Genomic DNA, 26,008 nt, shown 5'->3' on the forward strand with positions numbered 1-26,008 from the left:
CACCCTATCTGTTTGGAGAGTCGGTGAATTCAACCTTGCCGGCCTTGAATGCCTCCACCGCGTCGGCCACAGTGCCGCCGCTCATGTTGTGGCCAATCTTGACGCCGCCGCCCTTCAGCGCCGCAAAAGCCTTGGGGCCGACACTGCCGGTCAGAAGCACCGAGGCTCCGGCATTGATGATGTTTTCGGCGGCCTGGATTCCGGCCCCGTGGGACAGGGTCTGGGAGCCGCCGTTGTCGATGTACGTGGACTCCATGGTCTCAAGATCGACGACGACGAATCCCGCGGCGCGGCCAAAACGCGGATCAACGCGATCCGTCATATTCGGGCCTTCACTGGTAATGGCTATCTTGGTCATGCTAAGCTCCTTCTTGCGGGCCGCCACACGGTCCGGATTCAGTTGAAAACACGGCATCTGGGCATCATGGGCGATGTGCAGAGCCAATCCTTCCACCAGCGCCTTGGCCACGACGCGACGGGCATCTCCAAGGATGCGGCCGAAAGTGTGCCGGGAAACATGCATGCGCTCGGCGCCTTCCTCCATGCCAAGCCCTTCGTAATCGGACAGGCGCAGGGCTTCAAAACCATCCATGGACAGATAGACTTCCGTCAGTTCGCGCAGGGGAATTCCCTGCGGCTTGAAAAACGACGCCTTGGGGCATCCTTCGATGCGACGGCATTTCCTGGGTCGTGGCATGGCACCTCCGTTTTGCTCAAACGAGCATTTATTCCTCGGATTTCACGGTGTCAATCCCCGGCGAAGCCGGAGCCTTGTCGTCGGTCAGACAGGATCCGTCGCGACGGACCCGCCCCTGGCCGGCTCCACCCTGTCCGGCCCCACCCTGACCGCCTCCGGCGCCGCAACCCGGGCGCCTGCCGCGACATCCGCCGCCCTGGCCGGCTCCGCCCTGACCGCGTCCGCCCTGTCCTCTTCCACCGCCGCCTTGTCCTGTTCGTCCTGGCATGATCGTTCTCCCTGCATTTGCCCCGCGCCCTTTGCGCAGATCTTGCCACGCAGACAACACGGAGTCGTTTCCTCAAAATCGGCGCCCGTCACGGTATGCTCGCCCTCTATATCGATACGTATGACCCAGCCACGCGAGAGAGCCCGCGCCGTCTGGGTCCGGGCCTCTCCCAGAATGCGGCACAGCGTCGGCCTGGAGACCTGCATTCGTAAGGCTGCGTCCGCCTGACTCATACCCTCGCCGTCCACCAGCCGCATGGCCTCGAAGCCATCGAGCCCGATCACCACACCGTGCAGCCGCCCCATGGGCACGCCCACGGGCTTGAAAACCGTCACTTCAGGCACATCGGCCACAAATCTGCATTTTCTCCTGCGTCCCACGCGCTCTCCTTGTTTTATATTGAAATTATGTTCAAAATAGTCCCGCTATCACGGTCTGTCAACAGGCACGCGAATAAAACAAGGGGGACTTTGAAAAATGACAATCCAACCGGGATCGAATCGAAGAAGAAGGGGGCTGTCGTGAAAGGCAAGGCTGCAATGGAGGGGATATGAAAAAGAAGAAGCTGTGCGGGGTCAGTCCAAAAGAAGGGCGTTGCGCCGAATTTCCTCGGGAAGAAGAATGCCAAACCGTTCCAGTTGCTTGCGGCTGAAGTAAAATTGTCCCGCCCTGTCCGTCAGGAATGGAGCATTCTGAGGCGAAAACGTTCCTTCCAGAATTCCACGGGCTATCTCCCCGGCAAGGCGGCCATGCTCCGTACCCACCAGAACCAACGCTCCGGTGAAACCGTCTTCGCCGATAGTGTAATCCTGATTCGAGAAGACCGGGACCGGACTATTGGAGGATGTCCACGAAACCACGACCGGGATGTCGACATAGCCCTCTGAGCCTCGCACGGCGTGGAAGGTCGGCGTGAGTACAAAATCGTAATCCGAAGCCCCGCGAATCCGATCTTGCCAGTCGGCCCAGTCGGAAGCCACGTGAAATTGCACGTCCAGCCTTCCGACATGGATAGACGGACGGCCCTGAAAAACCAGATCGACGATGGAAACCGAGGTCAGACTATTGTCCAGCAGTACGAGAACACGGCGCGCCAGGGGCATGATTTCGGTCAGATGCCGCAACCAGGGGATCACTGGGGTGCGTTCCAACACTCCGGCCATGTTGCGGGGAAGTTGCGTGAAGTAGTTGCGCGGATTGTTGTTGATGCCGAAGTAGACAATCGGGATGCCCGTTTGCGCCACTCGCGGACCGAGCATGCTCAAGGCGTCGTCGTCCCCGAGCATGACCAGGTCAGGTTCGATGCTTTGAATGGCTTCCCAGGCCCTGCTGGCGCTCAATGCAAAATCAGATTCGGGAATCCTCTTGGTATCCATGAAGAAGGAGTGGACATCAAATCCCTCGCCCAGGGCCTGACGAATGCCTTCCTCGCACTGGGCGGTCCAGGCCAGCACCGGGTGATAACTCTCGATGATCAGAACCACTGGCGTCCGGGCCAGGGCGACCGATCCAAAAAAAACGAACACAAGGCAACACGCCACTCGGACACCCAACATAGACGCCTCCATTTTACTCCGGGCGCGACCAGCTTGAGGAGGTACCCGAGGGAGAGCTGCGGATATTCAATACTTTCAGGCAATGAATATTTTAGCAGTTCTGTATGGACAACGCAAGAAACGGTCTTTTTTTCACCACACTTCGCAACTTTTAATGCCAATGCAATAAAAGTTGCTCTTGCTTCACTGCGTCGTAGCCAGGGGACTTGATGCATCGCACCAAATATCCTCAATAAAAGTTGCTCACCCCCTCGCCCATTCTGCCAATTCCGCACCTTGACCAGTAAATTCGCCAACCGCGAAAAGTTTCCACAAATATAACACAACAACCTGAAATTGTACAATATTAATCCACTTCAATACATCATTCAACGCCGTTCTGGCACGAGCGAACCTTTTTGGCACGAACCTTTCTATTAGGAAAACATTCCCGCATACGACGAAAAAGGAGCAATCATGTTTGTCGGGCTTAAAATGCTTAAGAATTTCATAGCGATGCCACCGGATGCACTGGTCGAGGACGCGCAACGGCTCATGGATGAGCAGCAACTCTGGATGCTGTTCGTCGTCAAGGACGAAAAACTGATCGGATACGTGCGCACCGAGGACATAAGCGCCGCCATGCCCTCGCTGGCCACGGGTCTGGACAAGCACGAGATCAACTATCTTCTGTCCAAGCTCACCGTCGGGCGAATCATGCGCACGGACATCACGCCCGTGACCCCCGAGACGGAGATCGAGACCGCCGCCATGCTCATGCACGCCAAGAACCTGGCCGGACTGGCCGTGGTCGATCAGGACGGCGACCTCATCGGCTACATCAACCGCACCATCATGCTTGAAGTGCTGGCCGAGGAAATGGGCTACGGTCAGGGCGGCTCGCGCATCGTCTTCGAGGTCGTGGACCGTCCCGGCGTGCTGCGCGAAGTCTCGGGCATCATCGACGCCATGGGATATTCCATCATCTCCACCGGCACCTTCACGCACAGGGAACGGCGCATGGTCGTCATCCGCGTGGACACGCCCAACCCGTCGTCCATCGCGGCCGCCCTGCAGAAAGCCGGCTACGACGTGGTCGGCCCCGAGGATTTCAAGCATGAATGGCAGTAGCGCCCTGCTCGAAATCAAGGAGGTCAGCCTGACCTTCAAGAACGTGGCCGCCCTTTCGCGGGTCTCGTGCTCCGTTCAAAAAGGCAGCATCAGCTCTCTCATCGGGCCCAACGGCGCGGGAAAGACCAGCATGCTCAACTGCATCTCCGGCCGTTACACCCCGACCAAGGGCAAAATCAGCATGGACGGCCGGGAGCTTTCCGGCGTGCCCGCGCACAAGCGCACGGGCTTCGGACTGGCCCGGACCTTCCAGAACATCGCACTGTTCAGGGGGCTCTCGGTCCTGGACAACCTCATGGTCGGTCGCCACTCACGCCTGAACTACGGGCTGCTGGCTTCCATCTTCTACCTGGGCAAGGCCCGCGCCGAAGAGACCCGTCATCGGGAGCGCGTGGAAGACATCATCGATTTCCTGAACCTCTCGCCCTACCGCCACCAGATCGCCGGGCACCTGCCTTACGGGGTGCAGAAAAAAGTCGAGCTCGGACGCGCGCTGGCCGCCGAACCCGAACTGCTGCTGCTCGACGAACCCATGGCGGGCATGAACCTGGAGGAAACCGAGGACATGGCCCGCTCCATCCTGGACATCAACGAGGAATGGGGCGTGACCGTCTTTCTGGTGGAGCACGACATGGGCGTGGTCATGGACATCTCCGACCATGTCGTCGTGCTCGATTTCGGCCGTGTCCTGGCCAGCGGCACGCCAGAGGCAATCCAGAACAATCCCAAAGTCATCAGCGCCTACCTCGGCGACGATGACGGCCTGTATAAGGGACGCTGAATGACCGCTCCGTACGATACCACCCTGCCAAGCCTGCTCCTTGAAAACAGCCGCAATCGTCCCGGGCGCACGGCCCTGCGCGAAAAGACCCTGGGCATCTGGAAACCCGTGACCTATGCCGAATACTGGGCCATCACCTCCGAGTTCGCCGCCGGGCTCAGGGCGCTGGGCCTTGGCCGGGGAGACATCATCGTCATCATCGGCGACAACCGTCCGGAGTGGCTCTGGGCCCAGCTGGCCATCCAGGGCCTCGGCGGGGTGTCCCTCGGACTGTACCAGGACTCGCCCGGCGAGGAGATCGGCTATGTCTTCGAGCTGTCCAAGGCCCGGCTGGTGGTGGCCGAGGATCAGGAGCAGGTCGACAAGATCCTGTCCATCCGGGACGATCTGCCGCTGCTGGAATACATCATCTATCACGATTCCAAGGGGCTGATCGGCTACGATGCGCCGGGACTCAAATCCTTCGATGACATCCGCAAACTGGGCCAGGACCACGCGCACGAATTCGAGCAATGGATCAAGGACGTCACCCCCGACGACACAGCGCTCATCGCCACCACCTCCGGCTCCACAGGACGGCCCAAGCTGGCCATGCTCTCGCACAGGAACCTTCTGTCCATGGCCTGGAATCTGGGCCTGTCCGATCCCAAACACGCAAGCGACGAGTTCGTGTCATTCCTGCCCCTGGCCTGGATGGGCGAGCAGATGATGGCCGTGTCCTCGGCCCTCCTGTTCGGTTTTTGCGTCAATTTCCCAGAGGAACCCGACACTGTGCAGGAAAACATCCGCGAAATCGGGCCGCACCTCATCTTCTCGCCGCCAAGAGTCTGGGAGAACATGGCCGCCAAGGTCCGGGTGCGCATCATGGAGACAACCCGCTTCAAGCGTTTTCTCTTCAACATCTTCATGCCCATCGGGCTCAGGTACGCAGGCACCGTGCTGCGCGGCGAAACGCCGTCCGCGGGCCTGCGCATGGCCAACAGGCTGGCCGACTGGGGGCTTTTCAGGGCCCTGCGCGACCGGCTCGGCTTCTCGCGCGTGCGTTCGGCGTCCACGGGCGGCGCGCCGCTTGGCCCCGACACCTTCACCTTTTTCCACGCCCTGGGCGTGAACCTGAAGCAGATCTACGGCCAGACCGAGATCGCGGGCATTTCCTGCATCCACCGCGACGGCGCGGTCAGTTTCGAGTCCGTGGGCGAACCCATAGCCGAGACCGTGATCCGCATCGCCGAAGACGGCGAGATCCTGTCCAGAAGCGCGGCCGTGTTCAAAGGCTACCTCGGCAACGACGCCGCCACCGCCGAGACCGTCACCGACGGCTGGCTGCACTCCGGCGACGCAGGCTTCTTCAAGGACAACGGCCAACTGGTCATCATCGACCGCCTCTCCGACGTCATGACCACGGCCAGGGGCGTGCGTTTCTCGCCCCAGTTCATCGAAAACAAGCTCAAGTTCTCGACCTACGTGCAGGAAGCCGTGGTCCTCGGCCACCAGCGCGACTTCATCACCGCCATCATCTGCCTCGACGGCGACATCGCGGGCCGCTGGGCGGAATCCAGGGGCCTGACCTACACCACCTATCAAGACCTGGCGGCCAAGCCCGAGCTCTACGACCTGATCGAATCCGAAATCCGGACCATCAATTCGTCATTGCAGCCCGGCACCGAGGTCACGCGCTTCGCCCTGCTCTTCAAGGAGCTCGACGCCGACGACGGCGAGCTGACCCGCACGCGCAAAATCCGGCGCAAGGTCATCGGGGAGCGTTACGCGGAGCTGATCCATGCACTCTACGACGGCACGGACAACACGGACCTGTGCATCGCCATCACCTACCAGGACGGGTCGCACCGCGAAATGACAGGGGCCATCTGCATCCGCGACGTTACGGATGGGGGAATGTCATGATGGAGACGAGGATGGAAACGGAACTTTACGGAAGATGGATCCCCGCCTTCGCGGGGATGACTCGGTGGATTGTCCGAGGACCGCGCTCTCTGGTTCCGGAGTCGGCATGTCCGCCTTGCGTCGATGTCATTCCCGCGAAGGCGGGAATCCATGCCTTTCACGCATTCCAGAGACTCTGGAACGAAAACGCCGCCGACGGCAACAACCCATAAGGTCATTTATGGAATACTACCTCCAACTCATCATAAACGGCCTGGTGGTCGGCTCCATCTACAGTCTGGTGGCGCTGGGATTTGTCATCATTTTCAAGGCCACCAAGGTCGTCAACTTCGCCCAGGGCGAACTGGTCATGGTCGGCGCGTACATCTGCTTCGCCCTGACCGTGCAGTACCAGCTGCCGTTTCTGGTCTCCTTCCTCCTGACGCTGGTCTTTTCCATCGCCCTGGCCATTCTCGTGGAGCGCCTCATCCTGCGCCCGCTCATCGGCGAGCCCATCATCTCCGTCATCATGGTCACCATCGGACTCTCATCCATGCTCAAATCCTTCGTGCAGATGACCTGGGGCACGCAGATCCAGGTTTTTCCGCCCATTCTGCCGCAGGAACCCTACATGCTCCTTGGGCTGCCCATCGCGCCGGTCTACGTCGCGGCCTTCGGGCTCTCGGTGCTGCTCTTCGGGGTCTTCAGCATCTTCTTCAAATATTCATCCCTGGGCATCGCCATGCGCGCCACGGCCTTCGACCAGCAGGCCGCCCAGTCCATGGGCATCGGCATCAAGTCCATCTTCGCCCTGTCCTGGTGCATCGCGGCCGTGGTTTCGAGCATCGGCGGCATCATCCTCGGCAACATCAACGGCATAAACGCCCAGCTCGGCCAGCTGGGGCTGAAAGTCTTTCCCGCCGTGATCCTTGGCGGGCTGGACAGCCTGCTCGGCGCGGCGCTCGGCGGCCTGATCATCGGGGTGCTGGAAAACATCTGCGAGGGCGCGGCCAAGGACCTCTTCGGACTGGGCGGATTCAAGGAGGTGGCCTCCTTTGTGATCCTGGTCATCATTCTCATGATCAAGCCTTACGGGCTTTTCGGAACCAAGGAGATTGAACGGGTATGAGCATGCAAAAATGCGGACTTTTCTACACCACCTACGCCCGCGAGGACGGCCTCTTCCCCTCCAAATTCCAGAAAATCTGTCTGGCCCTTTTCTTCGCGGTCCTGCTGGTGTGCCCCCAGTTTCTGGACTCCTACGTCATGTCCATCCTGAACCTGATCCTCATCGCGGTCATCGGGGCGGTGTCGCTGAACCTTTTGACCGGCGTCTGCGGCCAGATGTCGCTGGGGCACGGGGCTTTCGTCGGGGTCGGGGCCTACGGCGCGGCGGTGCTGTCCAACATGGGAGTGCCCTTTTTCCTGGCCCTGCTCGGCGGAGGCGCGGTGGCGGCAATGGTGGGCATGATCTTCGGCATCCCGTCGCTGCGCCTCAAGGGAATCTATCTGGCCATCTCCACCCTGGCCGCGCAGCTCATCCTGGAATACGTCTTCCTGCATGCCGGAAGCATCACCGGCGGGGCCAACGGCCTGCCCGTCGATGCGCCCGAAATCATGGGCTATTCCTTCGACACCGATTCCAAAATCTTCTACCTCATCCTGCTGGTCACCGTGCTGTGCGTCCTGGTCGTGACCAACGTGATCCGCACCCGCCCCGGGCGGGCCTTCGTGGCCATCCGCGACTACCACCAGTCCGCCGAGAACGTGGGCGTGAACCTTTTCGCCTTCAAGCTGCAAGCCTTTGGTCTGAGCTCGTTCCTGGCCGGCATCGCAGGTGGCCTCTGGGCCCACTACACCATGTACATCACCCCGGAGCAGTTCTCCATGGGGCTGTCCATCAGCTATCTGGCCATGATCATCATCGGTGGAATGGGGTCTGTCCTGGGCTCCATCTTCGGGGCCATCTTCATCACCCTGCTGCCGGAGATGCTCAATCTGCTGACCACGTCCCTGGGGGGCATCGCCCCGGACCTGAGCGCCATCATCGTGCCCATGAAGGAAGGGGTCTTCGGGCTCATGCTGGTGCTCTTCCTCATCTTCGAGCCCGAAGGACTGGCCCGTAAATGGAGGCTGACCAAGGCCTACTGGAAACTCTACCCCTTTGCATACTAACGGCCCGGCCCTCTCGCGCCGGGGAAACCTTTTGCCGCATCCGGAGACACCATGAAAAAACTTCTTGCCCTGACCATCCTGGCCCTCATCGCCAGCATCAGCACGGCATCGGCCGCCTACAAGGTGGGCCTCCTGTCCGACCTCACCGGCCCCACGTCCAGCGTGGGCGGCCCCTACGCCGACGGCATCAAGGCCTATGTAGGATGGCTGAACGACAGCGGCGGCATAGACGGCGAACCCGTGGAACTCATCCAGGTCGACTACGCCTACAACGTGCAGCAGGCCCTGGCCGCCTACAAGCGTTTCACCTCCAGCGGCATCGTGGCCATGCAGGGCTGGGGCACGGGCGACACCGAAGCCCTGGTCAAGTTCGTGGCCAAGGACAAGATCCCGGTCTTCTCGGCTTCCTACTCCGCGCACCTGATGGACCCGGCCAAGGCACCCTACAATTTCACCGCCGCGCCGGATTACTCCACCCAGGGCCGGGCCGGACTCAAATATCTGCGCGAGACCTGGAAGGAAGAGCGCGCCCCCAAGCTGGCCTTCGTCTTCCCGGACAATCCCTACGGATCGGTGCCCATTCCGGCTATGAAGGAATATGCCGCCGAACTGGGTTTTGAGATCGTGGGCCAGGAAAACGTGGACCTGAAAGCCATCGACGCGACCCCGCAGCTTTTGAGCCTCAAGAAGGTCGGACCCGACTTCGTCTGGACCGGCGGGACCACCCCTTCCACGGCCGTGATCATGAAGGACGCCCAGAAGCTCGGCATGACCTGCACCTTCCTGACCAACATCTGGAGCAGCGACGAGAACATCTTCAAGCTTGGCGGCGAAGCGGCCAACGGCCACTTCGGCCTGCAGGGCGGAGTCATTTACGGGCAGGACGTACCGGGCATGGCCCTGATCCGCGAACTGACCAAGGATGAGCCGCAGATGACCCACTACGTACGCGGATTCGTTTCCGCCATGGTCATGTGCGAAGGCATGAAAATGGCCAAGGCCAAGGGCGAGGTGACGGGAGAAAGCATCAAGGACGCGCTCGAAACCATGCGCGATTTCGACCCCGAGGGACTGGCCCCGGCCATCAGCTACTTCGCCGACGACCACCGTCCGAACCTCTCGGTGAACATCACCGCCTTCAAGGACGGCAAGCTCGAATTCGTCAAGACCGAAACCCTGGAACGCAAGAAGGAATGGCTCGGCCATTAGGCGTAAATTGTGGAGGCGGAGCGCCAAACCGGTCCCGCCTCCACAATCACGCGGACGGTTCTTTTCAATCAACAGCAACTTCTTGAGAACAAAGCATGAACATCCTCCAAGTGATGAACCTGGAAGTGGTCTACAACGATGTGGTCCTGGTCTTAAAAGGCCTGTCCCTGGACGTAACCACGGGCAGCATCACCACCCTCCTGGGCGCCAACGGGGCCGGCAAATCCACGACGCTCAAGGCCATTTCCGGCCTGCTGGCCGGAGAAAACGGCAAGGTCACCTCCGGGTCCATCATGTACGACGGCACGGAGACTGTCCGCCTTGTGCCGGAAAAACTGGTCCGGGCCGGAGTTTTTCAGGTCATGGAAGGTCGGCGCATCTTCGAGGACCTGACCGTGGAGGAAAATCTGCGCTGCGGAGGGTACACGCAACCCGCGCGCCTTTTTGCGCACAACTCCGAAAAAGTGTACGCGTATTTCCCAAGACTCAAAGAACGCCGCCATCAGCTGGCGGGCTACATGTCCGGCGGCGAGCAGCAGATGCTGGCCATCGGGCGGGCGGTCATGGCCAGTCCCAAGCTGCTGCTCCTCGACGAACCGTCCCTGGGCCTGGCGCCGCTCTTGGTGGAGGAAATTTTCGAGATAGTGGGCAAGATCAACAAGACCGAAGGCGTGAGCGTGCTGCTGGTGGAGCAGAACGCGCGCATGGCCCTGTCCCTGGCCGATTACGGCTATATCATGGAGAACGGGCGCATCGTCATGGACGGCAAGGGCGAGGACTTGCTGCGCAACCCGGATGTGCAGGAGTTCTATCTTGGCCTCGGACATGGCGGGGAAAAACGCAGCTATCGCGACATCAAGCATTACAGACGCAGAAAACGCTGGCTCGGATGAAGACGTCGCTCTCGGGGCCGTTCCCCGTGCAGTGACTTCACCCTGCCGACCCCGGCCATCTGAAAACATCTCCAAACATCTATTGATCGGAGCGTTCATGGACAGGACAAAGGGCTACTATCACGATCTGGAAACCGAATCCCGATCCGTAAGGGCAGGCAAGCAGCGCAACTCCATTCAGGCCATGGTGAAAAAGGCGTTGTCCTTTGATGGAGAATTTCGTGAACGGCTCGCATCGGCGGGCGTCGTTGCGGACGAAATCCGCTCCCTGGACGATTTCACCTCCATCCCCGTGCTGCGCAAAAAGGACCTGTCCCGGCTGCAACGCGAGAAGGGGCTGACCTGGTTTCTGCCCGGCGCCCCGGGAACTCTGGCGCGCATCTACCAGTCTCCGGGTCCCATCTACGACCCCGAAGGCCGGGGGCCGGACTACTGGGGCTGGACCGAGGCCTTTCATGCCGCCGGCTTCCGCTCCGGCGATCTGGCGCAGATGACCTTCAGCTACCATCTCACCCCTGCCGGGCTGATGCTCGAAGAACCCCTGCGCGCCCTGGGTTGCGCAGTGATCCCGGCCGGACCGGGAAATTCCTCCGTGCAGTTGCAACTCATGCAGGAATTGCCCGTGACGGCCTTCGTGGGCATGACCAGTTTTCTCAAGACCCTGGGCGAAAAGGCCAGGGACAAGGGGCTCGACCCGAAAAAGGATTTCGGGCTGCGGGTCGCGTTTGTGGCCGCCGAACGCCTGCCGGAGAGCCTGCGCACGGAAGTGCAGGACATGTTCGGCATGATCATCCGCCAGGGCTACGGCACGGCCGACGTGGGCTGCATCGCCTACGAGTGCCCGGAGCTTGGCGGCATGCACCTCTCAAACCGCTGTTTCGTCGAGATCTGCGATCCGGCCACGGGCCGCCCTGTGTCCACGGGAGAAATCGGCGAGGTGGTGGTCACGCCGTTCACCCCGGACTATCCCCTGATCCGCCTGGCCACCGGAGACCTTTCGCGCCTCGATGACGCCGATTGCCCCTGCGGCCGCACAGCGCCGAAGCTGCAAGGCATTCTGGGACGGGTGGACGACACCGCCAAGGTTCGCGGACAGTTCGTCTATACCGCCCAGGTCGCGCAGGCCTTGAGCCGTTTTCCGCAGGTCCTGCGTCATCAGGTGGTGGTGAGCAACGACGAGGGCAAGGAAACCCTGACCCTGCGCATCGAAACCAATGGCCCGGCGGACCACGGCGCCATCGCCGCAGGTTTTCAGGAAGTGATCAAGCTACGCCCGGTCGTGGTCACCCTCGGCCTGGGGGAAACCATCCCGGAAGGCGCGTCGGCCCTTGTTGACGAACGCACATACGATTAGGAAACAGACATGACGAAATTCCCATCCTATCCCGTCCTGCTCGTCGATGATGAGGACACGTGGCTGCGGTCCTTTTCCCTGGCTCTCAAATCCCACGGAATCGACAACATCATCTGCTGCAACGACAGCTCCACGGTGCCCGAAATCCTGGCCAAGACCGAAATCGAGGTCATGGCCGTGGATCTGGCCATGCCCGGCATGTCCGGACAGGACCTCATCGACACCGTGTCCGCGACCAATCCGGACATTCCCATCCTGGTCATCACCGGCATGAGCCAGGTGGAGACGGCGGTGCAATGCATCAAACGCGGCGCCTTCGACTTTTTCGTCAAGACCAACGACAAGAGCAGCCTTGTCTCCGGCATCAGGCACGCCATCGAAATCCGCGAACTCAAGCGCGAGAACAGCAGTCTGCGCACCCGCTTCCTGCAGGACACCCTGGAGCACCCCGAGGCCTTTGCGCCCATCGTGACCTGCTCCAAGGCCATGCGCTCCATCTTCCAGTACATCGAGGCCATCGCGCGCAGCACCCAGCCCGTGCTCATCACCGGCGAATCCGGGGTCGGCAAGGAGCTTGTGGCCAAGGTCATTCACGATTTGAGCGGACGGCAGGGCGAATTCGTGCCCGTCAACGTGGCCGGTCTCGACGACAACATCTTTGCCGACGCCCTGTTCGGGCACAAGAAGGGAGCCTTCACCGGCGCCGACAGGGCCCGCCCCGGCCTGGTGGAAAATGCCAAGGCAGGCACCCTTTTTCTGGACGAGATCGGTGACCTCCCCCAGGCCTCGCAGGTCAAGCTGCTGCGCCTGGTCCAGGAACGCGAATACCTGCCTATCGGCTCCGACGTGACCCGCAAGACCGACGCCCGCATCATCGCGGCCACCAATGTGGACCCCGGCGTCATGGCCGAGGCGAAACGCTTCCGGTCCGACCTGTACTACCGCCTGCGCGCCCATCACGTGCATCTGCCCCCCTTGCGCGAACGCCGCGAGGATCTGCCCCTTCTGATCGACCACTTCATGCGCCAGGGCTGCCAGCAGCGCAAACGCCCGGCAGTGCCGGTCGAGCTTTTGAACCTGCTCGCAAGCTACGACTTTCCGGGCAACATACGTGAACTGCGATTCCTGATCCTGGACGCCCTGAGCTGTTCCGGAGACGACGAACTGAACCTGGACCGCATCAAGGCGCATGTGCGCAAGAATCCCGCCGCATCCCGCAAGGTCCAGCCCGGGGAAGGCACGCGCCTGCAATTCGGCCCGGAACTGCCGACCCTGAAGCATGTCTGCGCCGAACTCGTACGCGAGGCCATGCGCCGCACCGGAAACAATCAGGCCCTGGCCGCGAGCATGCTGGGCGTGTCCCGGCAGGCGCTCAACAAGCGCCTCAACAAGCTTCGCCAGATGGAGGGCCCTGAAGAGTGAACGCCGGACGGGAGGATCTGCTGCAACGGCTGCGCGAGCTGGAACGCTCCAATCGCCAGCTCTCCCGTGAAGTGCAGGATCTGCGCGCCCTGATCGACACGCCGCTCAATGTCATGCTTTTTTCCCTCGACCTGAACTACAATTACATCACCTTCAACCAGGCCCACCGGGAATTCGTCAAACACAACTGGAAGCTCGACATCCACCCCGGCATGCACGTTTTCGACGTCCTGAACGAGCCCGATGAGCGCGCCAGCTCCCGCCGCAATTTCGACCGCGTCCTGGCCGGCGAATCCTACATCCTGCGGCGCAAATACAGAAAACCCAAAGGAGAGATCGGCTTCTACCAGAACACCTACGTGCCCTTGCAACGCGGAGGGGAGATTCTGGGTGCCGTGGTCTTTGCTCACGACATCACCGAGTGGAACGAGCGTGAAGAGGAAGGCAAGAAATACCGCGCCATTTTCGAAAAGGCCCTGGAGGGCATCTACCGCTCCACCTCCGGTGGACGATTCATCGAAGCCAACCGCGAGATGGCCCGCATCCTGGGCTACGATTCACCCCAGGATCTCATGTCCACGATCACCGACATCAGCCGCCAGCTTTACTGCGACCCCGACGACCGGGAGCTGGTCTTCTCCATCCTGCGTCGCGACGGTGTGCTCAAGGATTTCGAGACCCGCATGCGTCGCAAGGACGGCAGTGAAATCTGGGTGGAATTCAACGCCCGGATCGAAAAGGATGATCAGGGCCGCACGGTGTTCATCGAGGGCAAGCTGACGGACATCACGACCCGCAAGGAAGCCGAGCGCAAGGCCCAACTCCGGGGACAGAAGATGATCCAGGCCGACAAGATGGCCTCCCTTGGGGTGCTGGTGGCGGGCGTGGCCCACGAGATCAACAACCCCAACAGCTTTCTGACGCTGAACCTGCCGCTCCTGCGCGACGTCTGGGCCGACGCCCTGCACGTGCTGGACGAATATCAGGAAGAACATGGGGATTTCGTGCTCGGCGGGCTCGAATATTCGGAACTCAGGCAGCAGATGCCGCTGCTGCTGCAGGGCATGGTGGACGGGTCGGAGCGAATCAAGGATATCGTTTCAAGACTCAAGGACTATTCACGCCAGCGCCCTGAAGGGGAACGCGAGACGACCGACGTGAACAGCGTCGTGGCCGGAGCCCTGGCCTTCGTGCGCCAGAAACTGAAAACCGCGGCCCCGGGCTATCTCGTCAGGCTGGGCGCGGAGCCTGTGCTGGTGGAAGCAGACCTGCAACGCCTCATCCAGGTGCTCATCAATCTGCTGGTCAACGCCTGCGAAGCCGTGCCCGCCTCGGACGGCGAGATCACGCTGCAGGTCCTGTCCGGATACGGGGAGGACAAGGCCTGGGCCGGAGTGGAGGTGCGCGACAACGGCTGCGGCATCCTCCCCCACGACCTCAAATACATCCAGGACCCGTTCTTCACCACCAAACGGGAACTGGGCGGAACGGGCCTTGGCCTGTCCATCTCCTCGGCCATCATGCACGACCATGGCGGTCGCCTGGAATTCTCGTCCCAGCCAGGCCAAGGCACCTGCGTACGCATGCTCCTGCCCATGACACGATGAAATGGTGAATAGTGTGCGGAAAAACATAGGGCATGCAAGACGGTAACTGCAAAAAGTCGCCATCCCCTTGAAGAAGGAGATGACGACTTTTTAACTATCTAAAAAGAATGGATTTCGCGACTTTTCCAACCATATCCCGCATTCGCGGGAATGACCATCAGGTTCTTTCGTAACTGTTTTTGCAGTGCAGTCTGCAAGGGCTTGCCCTCACTGCCTTCCATTCACCAATCACCATTAACTATTCACTCTTCTCTATCATCCGCTCCTTCACGATGGCGCTGTCCATGGCGAAGTCGATTATCCCCGATACAAGGTAGCCAAGGGCCACAAGCACAAGCAGCGCAATCAGAAGCTTCATGGTCTGCCGGGGCTGTCTCCAGAAAAGAAACACCACGACCGCGCCCACTCCCAACCCGATCAGCGGATTGGACATGATCCAGGCCCAAATCCCCATGATGAATGCGTGCATGCGCACCTCCGGTTACTTTTTCATGTTCACGAACTGCAAGGGCAACTCGAACTCGGACCCTCTCAGCAGCGCCATGACCTCCTGCAGGTCATCGATCTTCTTGCCGGAGACCCGCACCTGTTCGTCCTGGATGGCGGCCTGGACCTTGAGCTTGCTGTCCTTGATCAGCTTGACCAGCTTGCGGGCGGCATCCTTGTCTATGCCGTCGTGCAGCTTGATTTCCTGTTTGAGCTGACCACGGGAGGTATTTTCGGTCTCCCCGAACTCCAGGGACTTGGGATCGACCTTGCGGCGCACGAAATGCGAGATCAGCATCTCCCTTATGGCCCGTATCTTCATCTCGTCTCCGGTAACCAGAGAGAGGATTTTCGTCTTGCGATTGAAGTCCATTTCCGTGATCACGCCCTTGAAGTCGTACCGGGTCTCGACTTCCTTGCGCACATTGTTCACCGCATTATCAACTTCCTGCAAATCGATTTCATTCACAATATCAAAAGATGGCATTTGTCCTCCTTTTGGTCTCGCCGTCTATCGTAACATGGACGCATGCTGACCTCAAAATCCCATCGTCGTCAAGCTTCCCAAACAAATGTATTCCCCCGGAAAGATAATCACCACCTTGGGAAACCACATATTTCCTCAACGGATTCAGACACGTTCACAACGATCCTCCCGGCAATCAGGAGCAGACATAACAGATTGTCAACAAAGCATTTGACATTCCATCATTCTCTACTATGAAGTAAGCTACTTTGTCTGACGGTTTACAGCGTTATCAATGACCCTATTATAGCTATGGAGTAAAAATGGAAGATTATCTGAAGCAAGCAATCGAAATCGTGAAGGCCCAGGCTTCTGTCCGCAACATGAACGAAGACGAAATCACCTCAATGATCCGCGCCCTGACGCAGAGCATCCGTGGTGTCGCCGAAGGCGTTGTCCCCGTTGTCGACACTGAACCCGCCGTGGATCCCAAGAACGCCATCCGTGAAAAGAGCGTCATCTGCTGCGAATGCGGCAAGTCCTTTAAGGTCCTGACCAAGCGCCACCTGGCCACCCACGGTCTGACCCCCGAAGAGTACCGCGAAAAGTACGGCTACAAGAAGGGCACCTCCCTGGTCGCCAAGTCCCTGGCCCGCGACCGTCGCAAGACCATGCAGGGCATGAAGCTCTGGGAAAAGCGCAAGAAGGCCGTCAAGACCCCCGCGTAACGCAGAAAACCCTCGTCACCGAGGGTTTTTTCATTTCCGGAGTCCGGGATTCATGCGCTGCGGCGCTCAAGCAGGCGATCGCGGAGCAGGTCGATGCGCTCCAGAAGATTCTCCACGGAACAGGGCTTGAGCAGAAAGTCGTCGGCGCCAGCGCGCATGGCTTCCAGGGCCAAGCCCGTATGGGCGTGACCGGACAGGATGATCACCCCGAAATCCTCGCCCTTCAGTCGGCGCATCTCCCGCAGCACCTCGATCCCGCCCAGGTCCGGCATCTTCATGTCCAGAACCACTATGTCAACGGGGTGATTCCCGAACCAGTCCAGGCCTGCCCGGCCCGAGGACGCCGTGGCCACGTCGAGCTTCTTGCGCCGCAGGTACTTGGCCATGGTGCCCAGAAACTCTTCCTCGTCATCCACAAACAAGAGCTTGCAGTCTTCAAGAGAACTCATGGCCTCTCCATGGGATCATGCCTGAGCGGGACAGGCGATGTCGCCCAGCCGCACGGGCGAATCCGCGGGAATCCGTATTCTGATTTCATTGCGGTCGCAGGACAGCACCGTCCCCTGTCCGAGGTCGCCGCGCAGGGGATGCGTGAACCTGAACGGCGCACCTTCCTCCACGCTTGAGCACGAGCGCATCTCCACTTCCGCTTCCAGGTATCCGTCGATCTTCCGCAGTCTGAATATCTCCCCACACCCGTGCTCCGCAAGCAGTTCATGCCACTTCCTGCCCAGCAGGTAATTGCCGCCGGCTGTCGCAAGTCCGAAAAAACCAAGCACTGCGGCCACTATCAATGGTTCGGCCGCGGTCCAGCGTGTCACGAGGGAGGGGGAATCGGCCTGCCTGGCCTTGGCGCTGGTGAAGACGCGGACGGTGAAGACCAGGGCCGGGTTCTGCTTTTCCCCAAACCTGTCGCGGACCTTGAACACGTAGGTTCCGGGGCGCGGCACGGGACTGACTTCAAAATATCCGCGCCACATGCCACCGCCGAAGAGATAGCCCGTGAAAACGGCTTCGGGCACCAGGCGCAGGGAGCCGTCGAAGGCGCCGCCCTCAATCACGAAATCCCTGATCCGCTCGGTCTTTGGAGGCATGGGGCCGCTCACCACGTAGCGTTCACCCGGGATGAGTCGCACCTGCCCCGATCCACCGAAAATTCCGCCGCGCAGGCCGTCGAAAAGGATCAGCAGGGTCAGGACCAGCAGAATCATGGCCACGGTGCCGCTGGCGCGCTGGAGGCGCCAGATCCGCTGGGCACGGATCACGCCGCATCCCCGCACATGGAATCCGCGCTGCGCCGCAGCTTCCGCTTGGCCGCGAACCCCAGGACAATGATGGGCAGCAGCAGGCTCCCGAAAACCCTGAGGAAGACAAGGGTGAACTCCTCGGGATTCTGCGCGGCCATGTACATGGCAACGGTCAGCGCCCCGAGAACCAGGGCGTTGATGGACAGGACGAGGATCTTGTGCAGCAGGAAAAATCTGTATTCGCTCACGTCGGACTCCTTAAAGGGGGATGCGCGGGACGTCCAGGAGGGCGGTTGTCCACCCCGCGCATCCCCGAGGCGTTACTTCTTGAAGATGTCGGTCTTGCTGACGTTCATGAAGCGGATGGCTTCGCCTTCCGTCTTGTAGTACACCCGCACCTCGTCGCCGGCGTCCCAGGTGCTCTCGGGAAACCCGAAGTACTCTTCAGGCACGCTGAAGGTGGCGAGCATCTTCTGGCGACCTGAATAGACGGTGACGGTCTTATTGTCCTGATCGACCACGGGGAACTTCTTGGCCACGTTCTTGTCCTTGTCGAAAACCAGGGGGTGGTCCTTGGCGATGTCCTTCTGCACGTCCACGATGGTGATGGGCAGATCTTCAAGGGCCTGGTTGTTGGGATTGAAGATGCGGATGACCTTCTTGTCCACGTCCAGCTTCATGCGATACCCGGCCTTGGGGTCCGCGCCGCGCTCGGCCGGATCCGTAGGCATCTTGTACGTGTGCGGAGGCAGAATCGAATAGTCGGGATTCTGGGAATCCATGGCCTTGTCCTGGATCACGGTCACGGTCTGCTTGTCCTTGTCGAAGGCGATGACCCGTCCCTGATCCACCTTGCCGTATTCATCGCACCCAAGGACACCGAAGGTCAGCAGCGCGATGGCGAGTCCGAGCAGTATGCGTCTGGTATTCATGTTCAACTCCTTATCTGATTGCGGGCTAGTTCCTGCGGTTCTTGGCAGCCAGTTCCATCTTAACGCCCTGGACCATGCGCACGAAGATGTAGATGGACATGCAGCTCACCAAGCCGAGGACCAGGACCGTCGACGCATTATTGAGCAGGTTCTTGTAGGCGGGCAGCCAGGGCTGGACCAGCTTGAGCAGGATGGACACCGCGCAACCGATGACGGCCAGGCCGAAGGCGATGCGGATGCCATAGCCCTTGATGTACTTGGTGGCCACGGCGCCGACCTGGGCGCCCATGGCGGCGCCGACCAGCATGATCATGGCGGCGACGAGCTCGGTGCGGCCCTTCCAGGTGTAGGTGGCCGCGCCGTAAAGGCCGGAGATGGCCACTTCAAAGAGGTCGGTGCCGACGGCGACATGGGTCGGACAGCCGATCATGTAGATCAGGGCGGGCATGCGGATCAGACCGCCGCCGATGCCCAGGATGCCGGCCAGCCAGCCGGTGAAGAAACTGACGAAGATGGGCAGCCAGGCGGAACAGTAGATGCCGGCTTCCTTCAGGTGAACCATCGGGGGAATCTTGATCTTGTGGAGAGCCTTGTGCCACTCGACGCCGGTCTCGAGGCCGGTCAGCTTCTCGCCGCGGGCGAGGGCAGCGCGCTCCTTGGCCTTGCGCTTGGCGACATCATGGAAGACCATCCAGGCAATGAAGGCCAGAAGCACGATGTAGATCCAGCGCACGACTTTCTCGACACTGCCGATGCGTTCCAGCCACATGACCATCTGGGCCCCGGCCTCGAAGCCGACCACGGTGCCCACCAGCATGATCAGACCCAGTTTGTAGTCGACGTTGCCGAACTTGCCGTGGCGCATGGTGGAAATGAGAGACTTGCCCGCCATGTGCGCGATGTCGGTGCCGATGGCGAAGGCCATGGGGAAACCGAGAATGTTGAGACCGGGCGTGACCATCCACGCCCCGCCCATGCCGAAGAAACCGCCGATGATGCCGACGCCGACTCCGAGGATAATGAGGCCGGGCCAGAAAATTTTAACGCCTGCGATGGGCATGAGGACATAGAGCCAATCCATGGTTTATCTCCTTGGTCGATGGTGTACGGTTTAGTGTTCCGCCAGATTGCGGGACTTCAGGTCGATGCCGATCCAGCTCATGATGATGTCGGCCAGGACACCGAACACCACGCCAGTGATCGGGATCAGGACGACCGTCAGGATCATGAACTGAAAATGACTCTCATTGTACAGATTGGCCCACCAAGCCAGAATCCCGGTCAGCTTCCGGGTGTCCGCCACCAGCACGATGGGAGCCGCGCCTCCACCGCCGGCCGCCAGGGCGAAACCGGGACACAGCAGGACCATTGCCATCAGTGACCACCAGAGCCTGTTCAATCTTGCTTTCATCATAACCTCCAGAATGTTTGCTTCCCCGGTCCGGCCTCAGCCTCATTCAAGGCTTCCAGCCCGGACCTCTCCCCTGCCGTTTCGTTTCAGAAGTTCTTCCCGTCATGCAAATTCAACGGGTTAATCACGCATCTGTAGCCAAATTAGCAAAGGACGAGCCAAGGCGATCACGCATGAATTTTGCCCTGTATTTCAAGTGATTGAACATTCTTGTTGCGCAATTTTTCACAAGAGGACACTATACGCAAAAATATTTCGCGATAATCCAGCGACAACCCGGAGGACAGAAATGCCCTACTCCTACCCCCCCACGCTCGACCCGGTGCTCAACCTCGAAAAACCCGTGAAGGAATGGAGTATAACCCGCATCCTCCTGCTTCTGGGCACGCCGCTGGTGGCCGGAGTGCTCTTGGTCATGACCGTCTCGACCTACCGGATCTCCTCCCACTACCTGAATCGCGCCTACGCGCGAAACGCTCACACCAGGGCGCTGGCCCAGGCCCACGAGCTGCAGCAGCTGCTCAAGGACGCGCGCTATGAAATCCAGAATCTGGCGCGTTCCGATGTCTCGGCCCAGGCCATCCAGAAATACATGATGGACAAACCCGCGACAAAGCGGAACAAATACTGCGAAATCGCATTTCACGGCACTGCGCCACAGGACAACTACGTCCTATTGAACACGGGGGAGAAGGTCTGGAAGGTTCCGGACGAGCAGGCCGCGGGCGTCAAGTTCGGCGCCTTCACGCGCAGGGAGAGGATCGGGGGCAAGATCGAGGACTTCGTGCAGATCGAACAGCCCGTGCAGGCCTACTACACGTCGGTTCCGTACCTGGGCTCCGTTGAGAACATCGAGTTCTCGGTCATCAGGCTGAGCACGCCGGTGCTGGACGCGGAAAAGAGATTCCGGGGATACCTGACATTGTCCGTCGATATCATCGAGATTCAGCGGATCATGACCACCTTCTCCTCCAGGCAGTCGCCTCTCTACATCTTCCCCCAGGAAAAGGAGCAGGTCAGGAGCTTTTTCTTCGACGCAGCGGGATGGCTCATCTGCGAGACGGGGCAGGCCGGCAACCCGCACCTCAAAATCTCCATCGACGACATCCGCACGGGTCTGCAGGGCGATCTCGGCCGACCGGGATTCGCGACCGCGTTCCGGCCGAATCCGCAATACGAGAAATACTGGGCTGTGGTATCCGCCGTGCAGGCCGGTAAAGACGGCGAGATCGGATTTGCGAACTTCCTGAACGACCCAAGCAACACCGGCGGAGACCATTACCTCTATTATGTTCCAATCCGTTTCCAGGAGGAGGCCACGGGAAATCCGGTCATCCTCGGAGGGATCGGGTGCATCGACACAAGCTTCATGCTCAAGGCCTCGCGCTATGAAGTGGCCATGGCCCTCGGCATATCCTGGTTCGTGGCGCTCCTGCTCACCATCGCGGCGTTCGTTTATCTCAATCGAAGGATCAGCAACCCGCTGAAGAGACTGGCTTCCGCCACGGAACAAATAGCCATGGGCGACGATGCCGCCACCCTGGAACTGGCTCCGCTGCCCAAGGAGCTGCGTCACCTCCAGCACGTCATCAACATTCTTCTGCTGCAGCTGCAGACGGCCCGCAACGAGACCCGAATCCGCCAGGGCCTGATCTTCGACGAGATGCAGCGCCAGCCAGTCAGCCTCGATGCGCTGGCGGAAAACGCCTCAAGCAAAGAGTCGTCACGCTGCGCAGAGAAGGCCTTCGGCATCGTGGGTTCGAGCCAGGCGGTGCGCAACCTCAACGCCATGATCCACAAGGCGGCCCAGGTCATGGCCGACGTGCTGATCATCGGTGAAACCGGCACGGGCAAGGAGCTCACGGCCGAAGCGATCCACCGCGCCGGCACCCGCGCCACAGGCCCCTTCATTTCCATCAACTGCGGCGCGCTGGACGAAAACCTGCTCATGGACGCGCTCTTCGGACACGTGAAGGGCGCATTCTCCGAGGCCAAGACGGACCGCAAAGGCGCATTCCTCGCCGCTTCGGGCGGCACGCTGCACCTCGACGAAATCGGCAACGCATCGCCCAAGGTGCAGCAGTCCCTGTTGCGCGCCCTGGCGGCGCGCAGAATCCGTCCCCTGGGCAGCGATCAGGACCAGCCCTTCGACGCGCGCGTCGTGGCCGCCACCAACGTCGACCTGCTTGAATCCGCACGCAACGGGAAGTTCCGCGAAGACCTCTACTACCGGCTGGCCGTCATCACCATCTCGACCCCACCCTTGCGCGATCGCAGGGAGGACATCCCCGCCCTGGTCCGCTCGTTCATGCGTGAGCACACCCGGGGCACGACTCCGCCGGACATCAGCCGCGGTGCCCTGGACAAGCTGCTGCAGCACGACTGGCCGGGAAACATCCGCGAATTGAAGAACTGCATCACCCGCGCCATGACCTTTGCCGAAGGCAACCTCCTGCTGGCGGACCACATCGAGTTCGGTCAGAACCGCGCAGCCGGCCCCGCATCGGAGCCAGCCACGGCCCAGGGTCCTGCAGTCCAGGCCAAGACTCCGGCCGGTTCAAGAAACGGGAGCAGCCCGGAACCGCTCGCCACGACAACGCCGGAAGGGCCGCAAAGCCCCTCCGCGCACACGTCGTCCGCACTGCCCGAGGCGGTCCTGGCCACCCTGAACCCGCGGCAAGTCAAGGCCTGGCCCTCGATTGCCGCCAATGGTGGCACGAACCGTGCTTTGTATGAAAGCGCCGTCGGGGAGGAGATTTCGGTCAGAACCGCGCAATACGATTTGCAGGATCTGGTCAACAAGGGCTTGCTGAAGAAAACCGGCAAGGGCCCGTCCTCGCGGTACGTCGTGGCCGGCCGCACCCCATAACACACATCCGGGAGACTGCATCATGGGATTCCGGGATCTGATCCAGGCGCTGCTCCCCCAAAAAAAAGCCGGGCAGGAGAACGAAGCCGTGCTGCGTTCCTTCCGCCTGCAATACACGCATTTCAAGGACCTGCTCCTGTCCAATGCGGAACTCGGCACGATCATGGCGGAGATCGACGAGAAGCTGAAAGGGGCGGCCCTGTTCGGAATGAACGAGATCCGGGCGCTGGCCACCAGAAGCGTCTTCCACACCATGCGCATGGTCACCGCCCTGAACGCCATCTCGGGAGACCGCTACGGCACGCTGCCGGCCATGGTGGAACACATCAACGCCCGCATCAGCGCCATCCTGGACAGCAAACCCCAGCCCGTCATCACGGAATACACGTTTCCCCTGTCGGCCGTGAACAAAGGCTTGGTGGATGTCGTCGGCGGCAAATGCGCAAACCTCGGAGAAATGCGCAATCGCGCAAACATCCCCACTCCGGCCGGTTTCGCGATTACCACGGCCGCCTACGAAGCTTTTCTGCGCGGCGAGGGTCTGCGGGATGAAATTTTGAAGCAGCTCCGCGAAGCCAGGGCGGACGCCCCCGCCACCGTGGTCGCCGCGTCCGAGGCCATATTCAGGACCATCAACCGTGTCGGCGTCCCCGAAGACGTCATGCGCGACATCCTGGACGCCTGGGACCAGAGCTTTGCCGACCCCGTATCAACCCGGGCGGCCTTGCGCTCCAGCGCCATCGGCGAGGACGGCATCCTCTCCTTCTCCGGACAGTACCGGACCATCCTCGGCGTCACGCGGGAAACACTGGAGAACGCCTTCCGCGAGGTCCTCGCCAGCCTCTTCTCGCCCCGCGCCATCACCTACCGCATCCATCACGGCGTGTCCTTCGAGCACTGCGCCATGGGCATGGCCTGTATCGAAATGGTGGACGCCCTGGCCAGCGGAATCATCTTCTCGCGCCACCCCGTGAACCCCCTGTCCGACGAGATGGTCCTCAATGCCATCTGGGGCCTTGGGGCCTATGCCGTGGACGGGATCATCGAGCCCGACACCTGGCACGTCAGGCCGGGACCCGTCCCCCATATCGCTATGCAGCATGTCGCCGACAAACGGGTGCGCCTCGTCTCCGACGCGGCAGGCAAGCATGAGGAGGCGGTTCCGGAGGCATTGCGCACCGCGCCTTGCCTGAGCACCGCGCAGGTCCTGGAGCTTGCAGCCATCGCGTCCCGTCTGGAAGGACATTACCACCATCCTCAGGACATCGAGTGGGCCCTGGACCGGGACGGGCGGATCATGATCCTGCAAAGCAGGCCCATGCGGCTGGCCCACGCCCACCACAACGGCCTGGCTACCACCGCCATCGAAGGCGCGCAGCTGCTCATCGACCAGGCGGACATCGCCTGCGCCGGCATCGGCTCGGGACAGGCCGTCCTGGCTCAAAACCTCGACAATCTCGCCGATTTTCCGGAGGGCGGCATCCTCATCGCACCCCACTCGCTCCCCAACTACGTCCTGGTCATGAACCGCGCCCAGGCCATCGTCACCGAGGCCGGCAGCATCACCGGGCACATGGCTTCCCTGGCACGCGAGTTCGATGTCCCGACCATCCTCAACGCCAGGCTCGCCACCACGAAAATCCTCGACGGACAGACCCTGACCGTGGACGCCATCACCGGCCGGGTCTATGCCGGGGTCGTCCCCGAACTCATGACCTTCAAGTCGGCGCAGCGCTTCAGAATCGCCGATTCCCCGGTGCACGCCATCCTGCGTCAGGTCGCCGACCAGATCGTCCCCCTGCACCTGCTCGACCCGAAGTCGCCGGTCTTCAAACCCGAGTCCTGCACCACCCTGCACGACGTCATGCGCTTCGTGCACGAACTCTGCTACACGGAAATGTTTCGCATCAGCGACCGGGCCTCGGACGCCGGTGCCGTTTCCTGCCAGCTCAAGGCCAAACTGCCCATCGACCTGCACCTCATCGACCTCGGCGGAGGGCTGAGGGACGTCTACGGCCCATACGTATTTCCCGAACAGGTCACCTCGGCACCCCTGGCCGCCCTCCTGTCCGGGATGCTGCGCCCCGAGGTCCACGTTCGCGGACCACGCCCCATCGACGTGGGCGGTTTCCTCTCGGTCATGACCCAGCACATGCTCGAACCCCCGACGGTCCAGGCCCAGCGCTTCGGCGAACGCAGCTACGGCATCGTCTCCGACACCTACCTGAACTTCAGCTCGCGCGTGGGCTACCACTACAGCGTCGTGGACGCCTACTGCGGCGAGACCGTGTCCAAGAACTACATCACCTTCCAGTTCAAGGGCGGGGCCGCCGACGAGATCCGCCGCGAACGCCGCGTGCGCTGCATCGCCCTGATCCTGAGCCGCCTGGGCTTCACCACCGACGTGCGCGGCGACATGACCCAGGCCCGGTTCCAGAAATTCTCGCGGGAAGAGACCTGTGAACGCCTGGACCAGCTGGGCCGCCTGCTCATCGTCACCCGGCAGATGGACATGCTCATGACCAGCGAAGCCGCCGTGATGGCCATGGCCGACAACTTCATGGCTGGCGACTACCACTAGGCAGGTTGCCCGCCCTCCCGCACAGCACTGGACACGTCGCCAGTCCCATGCCCCACCCGCCTGTGCACGTCATGCCCTCGGATGCCGCCCGGCAACGATGCCTGGGATATTTGCCCTTAATTTGGGAAAAATGCCCGCTCCTGTGGTTTAAAATGACCAGAAAATCGGGCGCGGATCCTATCGACACGACCTTTCCATATCCATAGATAATCTATTGAATTTCTTCATGCGTCAGCGTCGCCGGGCCCAGGTCCGGACAGATGTGCAGCGTCACCACGCAAGGTCAGACCGCCTTCGTGGTGACGTCCGCGTTCAGGGGAAATATACACTCA

General features: G+C 60.9%; 24 protein-coding genes. 13 read left to right on the forward strand and 11 right to left on the reverse strand.

All coding sequences use genetic code 11. The features are described 5' to 3' along the window. Positions 1–4: 4 nt before the first annotated feature. The 3 genes from BMZ24_RS02380 to BMZ24_RS02390 form a co-directional block, all read right to left on the reverse strand. Positions 5–697 (reverse strand): DUF134 domain-containing protein, encoded by a 693-nt coding sequence (locus BMZ24_RS02380; RefSeq protein ID WP_092188868.1) that lies wholly within the window; start codon positions 695–697, stop codon positions 5–7. An 84-nt stretch (positions 698–781) separates the two neighbouring features. Continuing rightward, complete coding sequence (locus BMZ24_RS02385) at positions 782–1,345, reverse strand: DUF134 domain-containing protein (protein ID WP_092188870.1); 564 nt, start codon at positions 1,343–1,345, stop codon at positions 782–784. Positions 1,346–1,540: 195 nt separating this feature from the next. Continuing rightward, on the reverse strand, positions 1,541–2,521 hold the full coding sequence (locus BMZ24_RS02390; RefSeq protein WP_092188872.1) for an ABC transporter substrate-binding protein: 981 nt from the start codon (positions 2,519–2,521) through the stop codon (positions 1,541–1,543). A 456-nt stretch (positions 2,522–2,977) separates the two neighbouring features. Between BMZ24_RS02390 and BMZ24_RS02395 the strand changes: the two genes are divergently transcribed. From BMZ24_RS02395 to BMZ24_RS02445, 10 genes are all read left to right on the forward strand, one after another. Beyond that, positions 2,978–3,631, forward strand: coding sequence for a CBS domain-containing protein (locus BMZ24_RS02395; protein WP_092188874.1), 654 nt, complete (start codon positions 2,978–2,980; stop codon positions 3,629–3,631). Continuing rightward, entirely contained in the window at positions 3,618–4,412 is a 795-nt protein-coding gene (locus BMZ24_RS02400; protein WP_092188876.1) for an ABC transporter ATP-binding protein, read from the forward strand. Before BMZ24_RS02395 ends, BMZ24_RS02400 begins: the two co-directional genes overlap by 14 nt. Then, positions 4,413–6,317 (forward strand): AMP-binding protein, encoded by a 1,905-nt coding sequence (locus BMZ24_RS02405; RefSeq protein WP_092188878.1) that lies wholly within the window; start codon positions 4,413–4,415, stop codon positions 6,315–6,317. Between the two features lie 220 nt (positions 6,318–6,537). Further along, positions 6,538–7,425, forward strand: a complete 888-nt coding sequence (locus BMZ24_RS02415) for a branched-chain amino acid ABC transporter permease (protein ID WP_092188882.1) — start codon at positions 6,538–6,540, stop codon at positions 7,423–7,425. After that, the gene (locus tag BMZ24_RS02420) at positions 7,422–8,471 is read left to right on the forward strand and encodes a branched-chain amino acid ABC transporter permease (RefSeq protein ID WP_225940225.1); all 1,050 of its coding nucleotides are present in this window, start codon (positions 7,422–7,424) and stop codon (positions 8,469–8,471) included. Before BMZ24_RS02415 ends, BMZ24_RS02420 begins: the two co-directional genes overlap by 4 nt. 51 nt (positions 8,472–8,522) lie before the next feature. Continuing rightward, positions 8,523–9,680: an ABC transporter substrate-binding protein gene (locus BMZ24_RS02425; RefSeq protein WP_092188884.1), complete on the forward strand. Its 1,158-nt coding sequence runs from the start codon at positions 8,523–8,525 to the stop codon at positions 9,678–9,680. 95 nt (positions 9,681–9,775) lie between these two features. Further along, on the forward strand, positions 9,776–10,573 hold the full coding sequence (locus BMZ24_RS02430) for an ABC transporter ATP-binding protein (protein ID WP_092188886.1): 798 nt from the start codon (positions 9,776–9,778) through the stop codon (positions 10,571–10,573). 97 nt (positions 10,574–10,670) lie between these two features. Further along, entirely contained in the window at positions 10,671–11,927 is a 1,257-nt protein-coding gene (locus tag BMZ24_RS02435; protein ID WP_092188888.1) for a phenylacetate--CoA ligase family protein, read from the forward strand. A 9-nt stretch (positions 11,928–11,936) separates the two neighbouring features. Continuing rightward, positions 11,937–13,349, forward strand: coding sequence for a sigma-54-dependent transcriptional regulator (locus BMZ24_RS02440; RefSeq protein ID WP_092188890.1), 1,413 nt, complete (start codon positions 11,937–11,939; stop codon positions 13,347–13,349). Then, on the forward strand, positions 13,346–14,956 hold the full coding sequence (locus BMZ24_RS02445) for a PAS domain-containing sensor histidine kinase (protein WP_092188892.1): 1,611 nt from the start codon (positions 13,346–13,348) through the stop codon (positions 14,954–14,956). The genes BMZ24_RS02440 and BMZ24_RS02445 overlap by 4 nt, the downstream gene beginning before the upstream one ends. 238 nt (positions 14,957–15,194) lie before the next feature. Here BMZ24_RS02445 and BMZ24_RS02450 read toward each other — a convergent pair whose 3' ends face one another. Together BMZ24_RS02450 and BMZ24_RS02455 are read right to left on the reverse strand one after the other, a co-directional pair. Further along, positions 15,195–15,425 carry a hypothetical protein gene (locus tag BMZ24_RS02450; RefSeq protein WP_092188894.1) on the reverse strand — a complete coding sequence of 77 codons (231 nt, stop codon included), beginning with the start codon at positions 15,423–15,425 and terminating at the stop codon, positions 15,195–15,197. A 12-nt stretch (positions 15,426–15,437) separates the two neighbouring features. Continuing rightward, entirely contained in the window at positions 15,438–15,929 is a 492-nt protein-coding gene (locus BMZ24_RS02455; protein ID WP_092188896.1) for a YajQ family cyclic di-GMP-binding protein, read from the reverse strand. 302 nt (positions 15,930–16,231) lie between these two features. Between BMZ24_RS02455 and BMZ24_RS02460 the strand changes: the two genes are divergently transcribed. Then, complete coding sequence (locus BMZ24_RS02460) at positions 16,232–16,636, forward strand: Ros/MucR family transcriptional regulator (RefSeq protein WP_092188915.1); 405 nt, start codon at positions 16,232–16,234, stop codon at positions 16,634–16,636. Positions 16,637–16,686: 50 nt separating this feature from the next. On the opposite strand, the gene BMZ24_RS02465 is transcribed toward BMZ24_RS02460, so the two are convergent. From BMZ24_RS02465 to BMZ24_RS02490, 6 genes are all read right to left on the reverse strand, one after another. Further along, positions 16,687–17,085, reverse strand: a complete 399-nt coding sequence (locus BMZ24_RS02465; protein ID WP_092188917.1) for a response regulator — start codon at positions 17,083–17,085, stop codon at positions 16,687–16,689. 15 nt (positions 17,086–17,100) lie between these two features. Next, positions 17,101–17,901: a hypothetical protein gene (locus BMZ24_RS02470; RefSeq protein WP_092188919.1), complete on the reverse strand. Its 801-nt coding sequence runs from the start codon at positions 17,899–17,901 to the stop codon at positions 17,101–17,103. Then, positions 17,898–18,131 carry a hypothetical protein gene (locus tag BMZ24_RS02475; protein ID WP_092188921.1) on the reverse strand — a complete coding sequence of 78 codons (234 nt, stop codon included), beginning with the start codon at positions 18,129–18,131 and terminating at the stop codon, positions 17,898–17,900. The genes BMZ24_RS02470 and BMZ24_RS02475 overlap by 4 nt, the downstream gene beginning before the upstream one ends. 72 nt (positions 18,132–18,203) lie before the next feature. Then, a complete protein-coding gene (locus BMZ24_RS02480; RefSeq protein ID WP_092188923.1) occupies positions 18,204–18,815 on the reverse strand; it encodes a DUF4881 domain-containing protein in 612 nt (203 codons plus the stop codon). Between the two features lie 25 nt (positions 18,816–18,840). Then, entirely contained in the window at positions 18,841–19,896 is a 1,056-nt protein-coding gene (locus BMZ24_RS02485; RefSeq protein WP_092188925.1) for a sulfite exporter TauE/SafE family protein, read from the reverse strand. A gap of 30 nt (positions 19,897–19,926) precedes the next feature. Continuing rightward, positions 19,927–20,226, reverse strand: coding sequence for a DVU0150 family protein (locus tag BMZ24_RS02490; RefSeq protein WP_092188927.1), 300 nt, complete (start codon positions 20,224–20,226; stop codon positions 19,927–19,929). Between the two features lie 289 nt (positions 20,227–20,515). Here BMZ24_RS02490 and BMZ24_RS02495 point away from each other — a divergent pair, with 289 nt between their 5' ends. Together BMZ24_RS02495 and BMZ24_RS02500 are read left to right on the forward strand one after the other, a co-directional pair. Further along, positions 20,516–23,095 carry a sigma 54-interacting transcriptional regulator gene (locus tag BMZ24_RS02495; RefSeq protein ID WP_092188929.1) on the forward strand — a complete coding sequence of 860 codons (2,580 nt, stop codon included), beginning with the start codon at positions 20,516–20,518 and terminating at the stop codon, positions 23,093–23,095. 22 nt (positions 23,096–23,117) lie between these two features. Beyond that, entirely contained in the window at positions 23,118–25,676 is a 2,559-nt protein-coding gene (locus BMZ24_RS02500) for a PEP/pyruvate-binding domain-containing protein (protein WP_092188931.1), read from the forward strand. Positions 25,677–26,008 lie beyond the last annotated feature (332 nt).

The sequence above is a fragment of the Desulfomicrobium norvegicum genome (assembly GCF_900114595.1).
In the GTDB taxonomy this organism is placed as follows: Bacteria; Desulfobacterota; Desulfovibrionia; order Desulfovibrionales; family Desulfomicrobiaceae; genus Desulfomicrobium; species Desulfomicrobium macestii.

Coding starts and splice junctions, on each gene's coding strand:
- BMZ24_RS02380 (WP_092188868.1), bottom strand. CDS start 697: ATGCCACGACCCAGGAAATGCCGTCGCATCGAAGGATGCCCCAAGGCG.
- BMZ24_RS02390 (WP_092188872.1), bottom strand. CDS start 2,521: ATGTTGGGTGTCCGAGTGGCGTGTTGCCTTGTGTTCGTTTTTTTTGGA.
- BMZ24_RS02395 (WP_092188874.1), top strand. CDS start 2,978: ATGTTTGTCGGGCTTAAAATGCTTAAGAATTTCATAGCGATGCCACCG.
- BMZ24_RS02400 (WP_092188876.1), top strand. CDS start 3,618: ATGAATGGCAGTAGCGCCCTGCTCGAAATCAAGGAGGTCAGCCTGACC.
- BMZ24_RS02405 (WP_092188878.1), top strand. CDS start 4,413: ATGACCGCTCCGTACGATACCACCCTGCCAAGCCTGCTCCTTGAAAAC.
- BMZ24_RS02415 (WP_092188882.1), top strand. CDS start 6,538: ATGGAATACTACCTCCAACTCATCATAAACGGCCTGGTGGTCGGCTCC.
- BMZ24_RS02420 (WP_225940225.1), top strand. CDS start 7,422: ATGAGCATGCAAAAATGCGGACTTTTCTACACCACCTACGCCCGCGAG.
- BMZ24_RS02425 (WP_092188884.1), top strand. CDS start 8,523: ATGAAAAAACTTCTTGCCCTGACCATCCTGGCCCTCATCGCCAGCATC.
- BMZ24_RS02430 (WP_092188886.1), top strand. CDS start 9,776: ATGAACATCCTCCAAGTGATGAACCTGGAAGTGGTCTACAACGATGTG.
- BMZ24_RS02435 (WP_092188888.1), top strand. CDS start 10,671: ATGGACAGGACAAAGGGCTACTATCACGATCTGGAAACCGAATCCCGA.
- BMZ24_RS02440 (WP_092188890.1), top strand. CDS start 11,937: ATGACGAAATTCCCATCCTATCCCGTCCTGCTCGTCGATGATGAGGAC.
- BMZ24_RS02450 (WP_092188894.1), bottom strand. CDS start 15,425: ATGCACGCATTCATCATGGGGATTTGGGCCTGGATCATGTCCAATCCG.
- BMZ24_RS02455 (WP_092188896.1), bottom strand. CDS start 15,929: ATGCCATCTTTTGATATTGTGAATGAAATCGATTTGCAGGAAGTTGAT.
- BMZ24_RS02460 (WP_092188915.1), top strand. CDS start 16,232: ATGGAAGATTATCTGAAGCAAGCAATCGAAATCGTGAAGGCCCAGGCT.
- BMZ24_RS02465 (WP_092188917.1), bottom strand. CDS start 17,085: ATGAGTTCTCTTGAAGACTGCAAGCTCTTGTTTGTGGATGACGAGGAA.
- BMZ24_RS02480 (WP_092188923.1), bottom strand. CDS start 18,815: ATGAATACCAGACGCATACTGCTCGGACTCGCCATCGCGCTGCTGACC.
- BMZ24_RS02485 (WP_092188925.1), bottom strand. CDS start 19,896: ATGGATTGGCTCTATGTCCTCATGCCCATCGCAGGCGTTAAAATTTTC.
- BMZ24_RS02490 (WP_092188927.1), bottom strand. CDS start 20,226: ATGAAAGCAAGATTGAACAGGCTCTGGTGGTCACTGATGGCAATGGTC.
- BMZ24_RS02495 (WP_092188929.1), top strand. CDS start 20,516: ATGCCCTACTCCTACCCCCCCACGCTCGACCCGGTGCTCAACCTCGAA.
- BMZ24_RS02500 (WP_092188931.1), top strand. CDS start 23,118: ATGGGATTCCGGGATCTGATCCAGGCGCTGCTCCCCCAAAAAAAAGCC.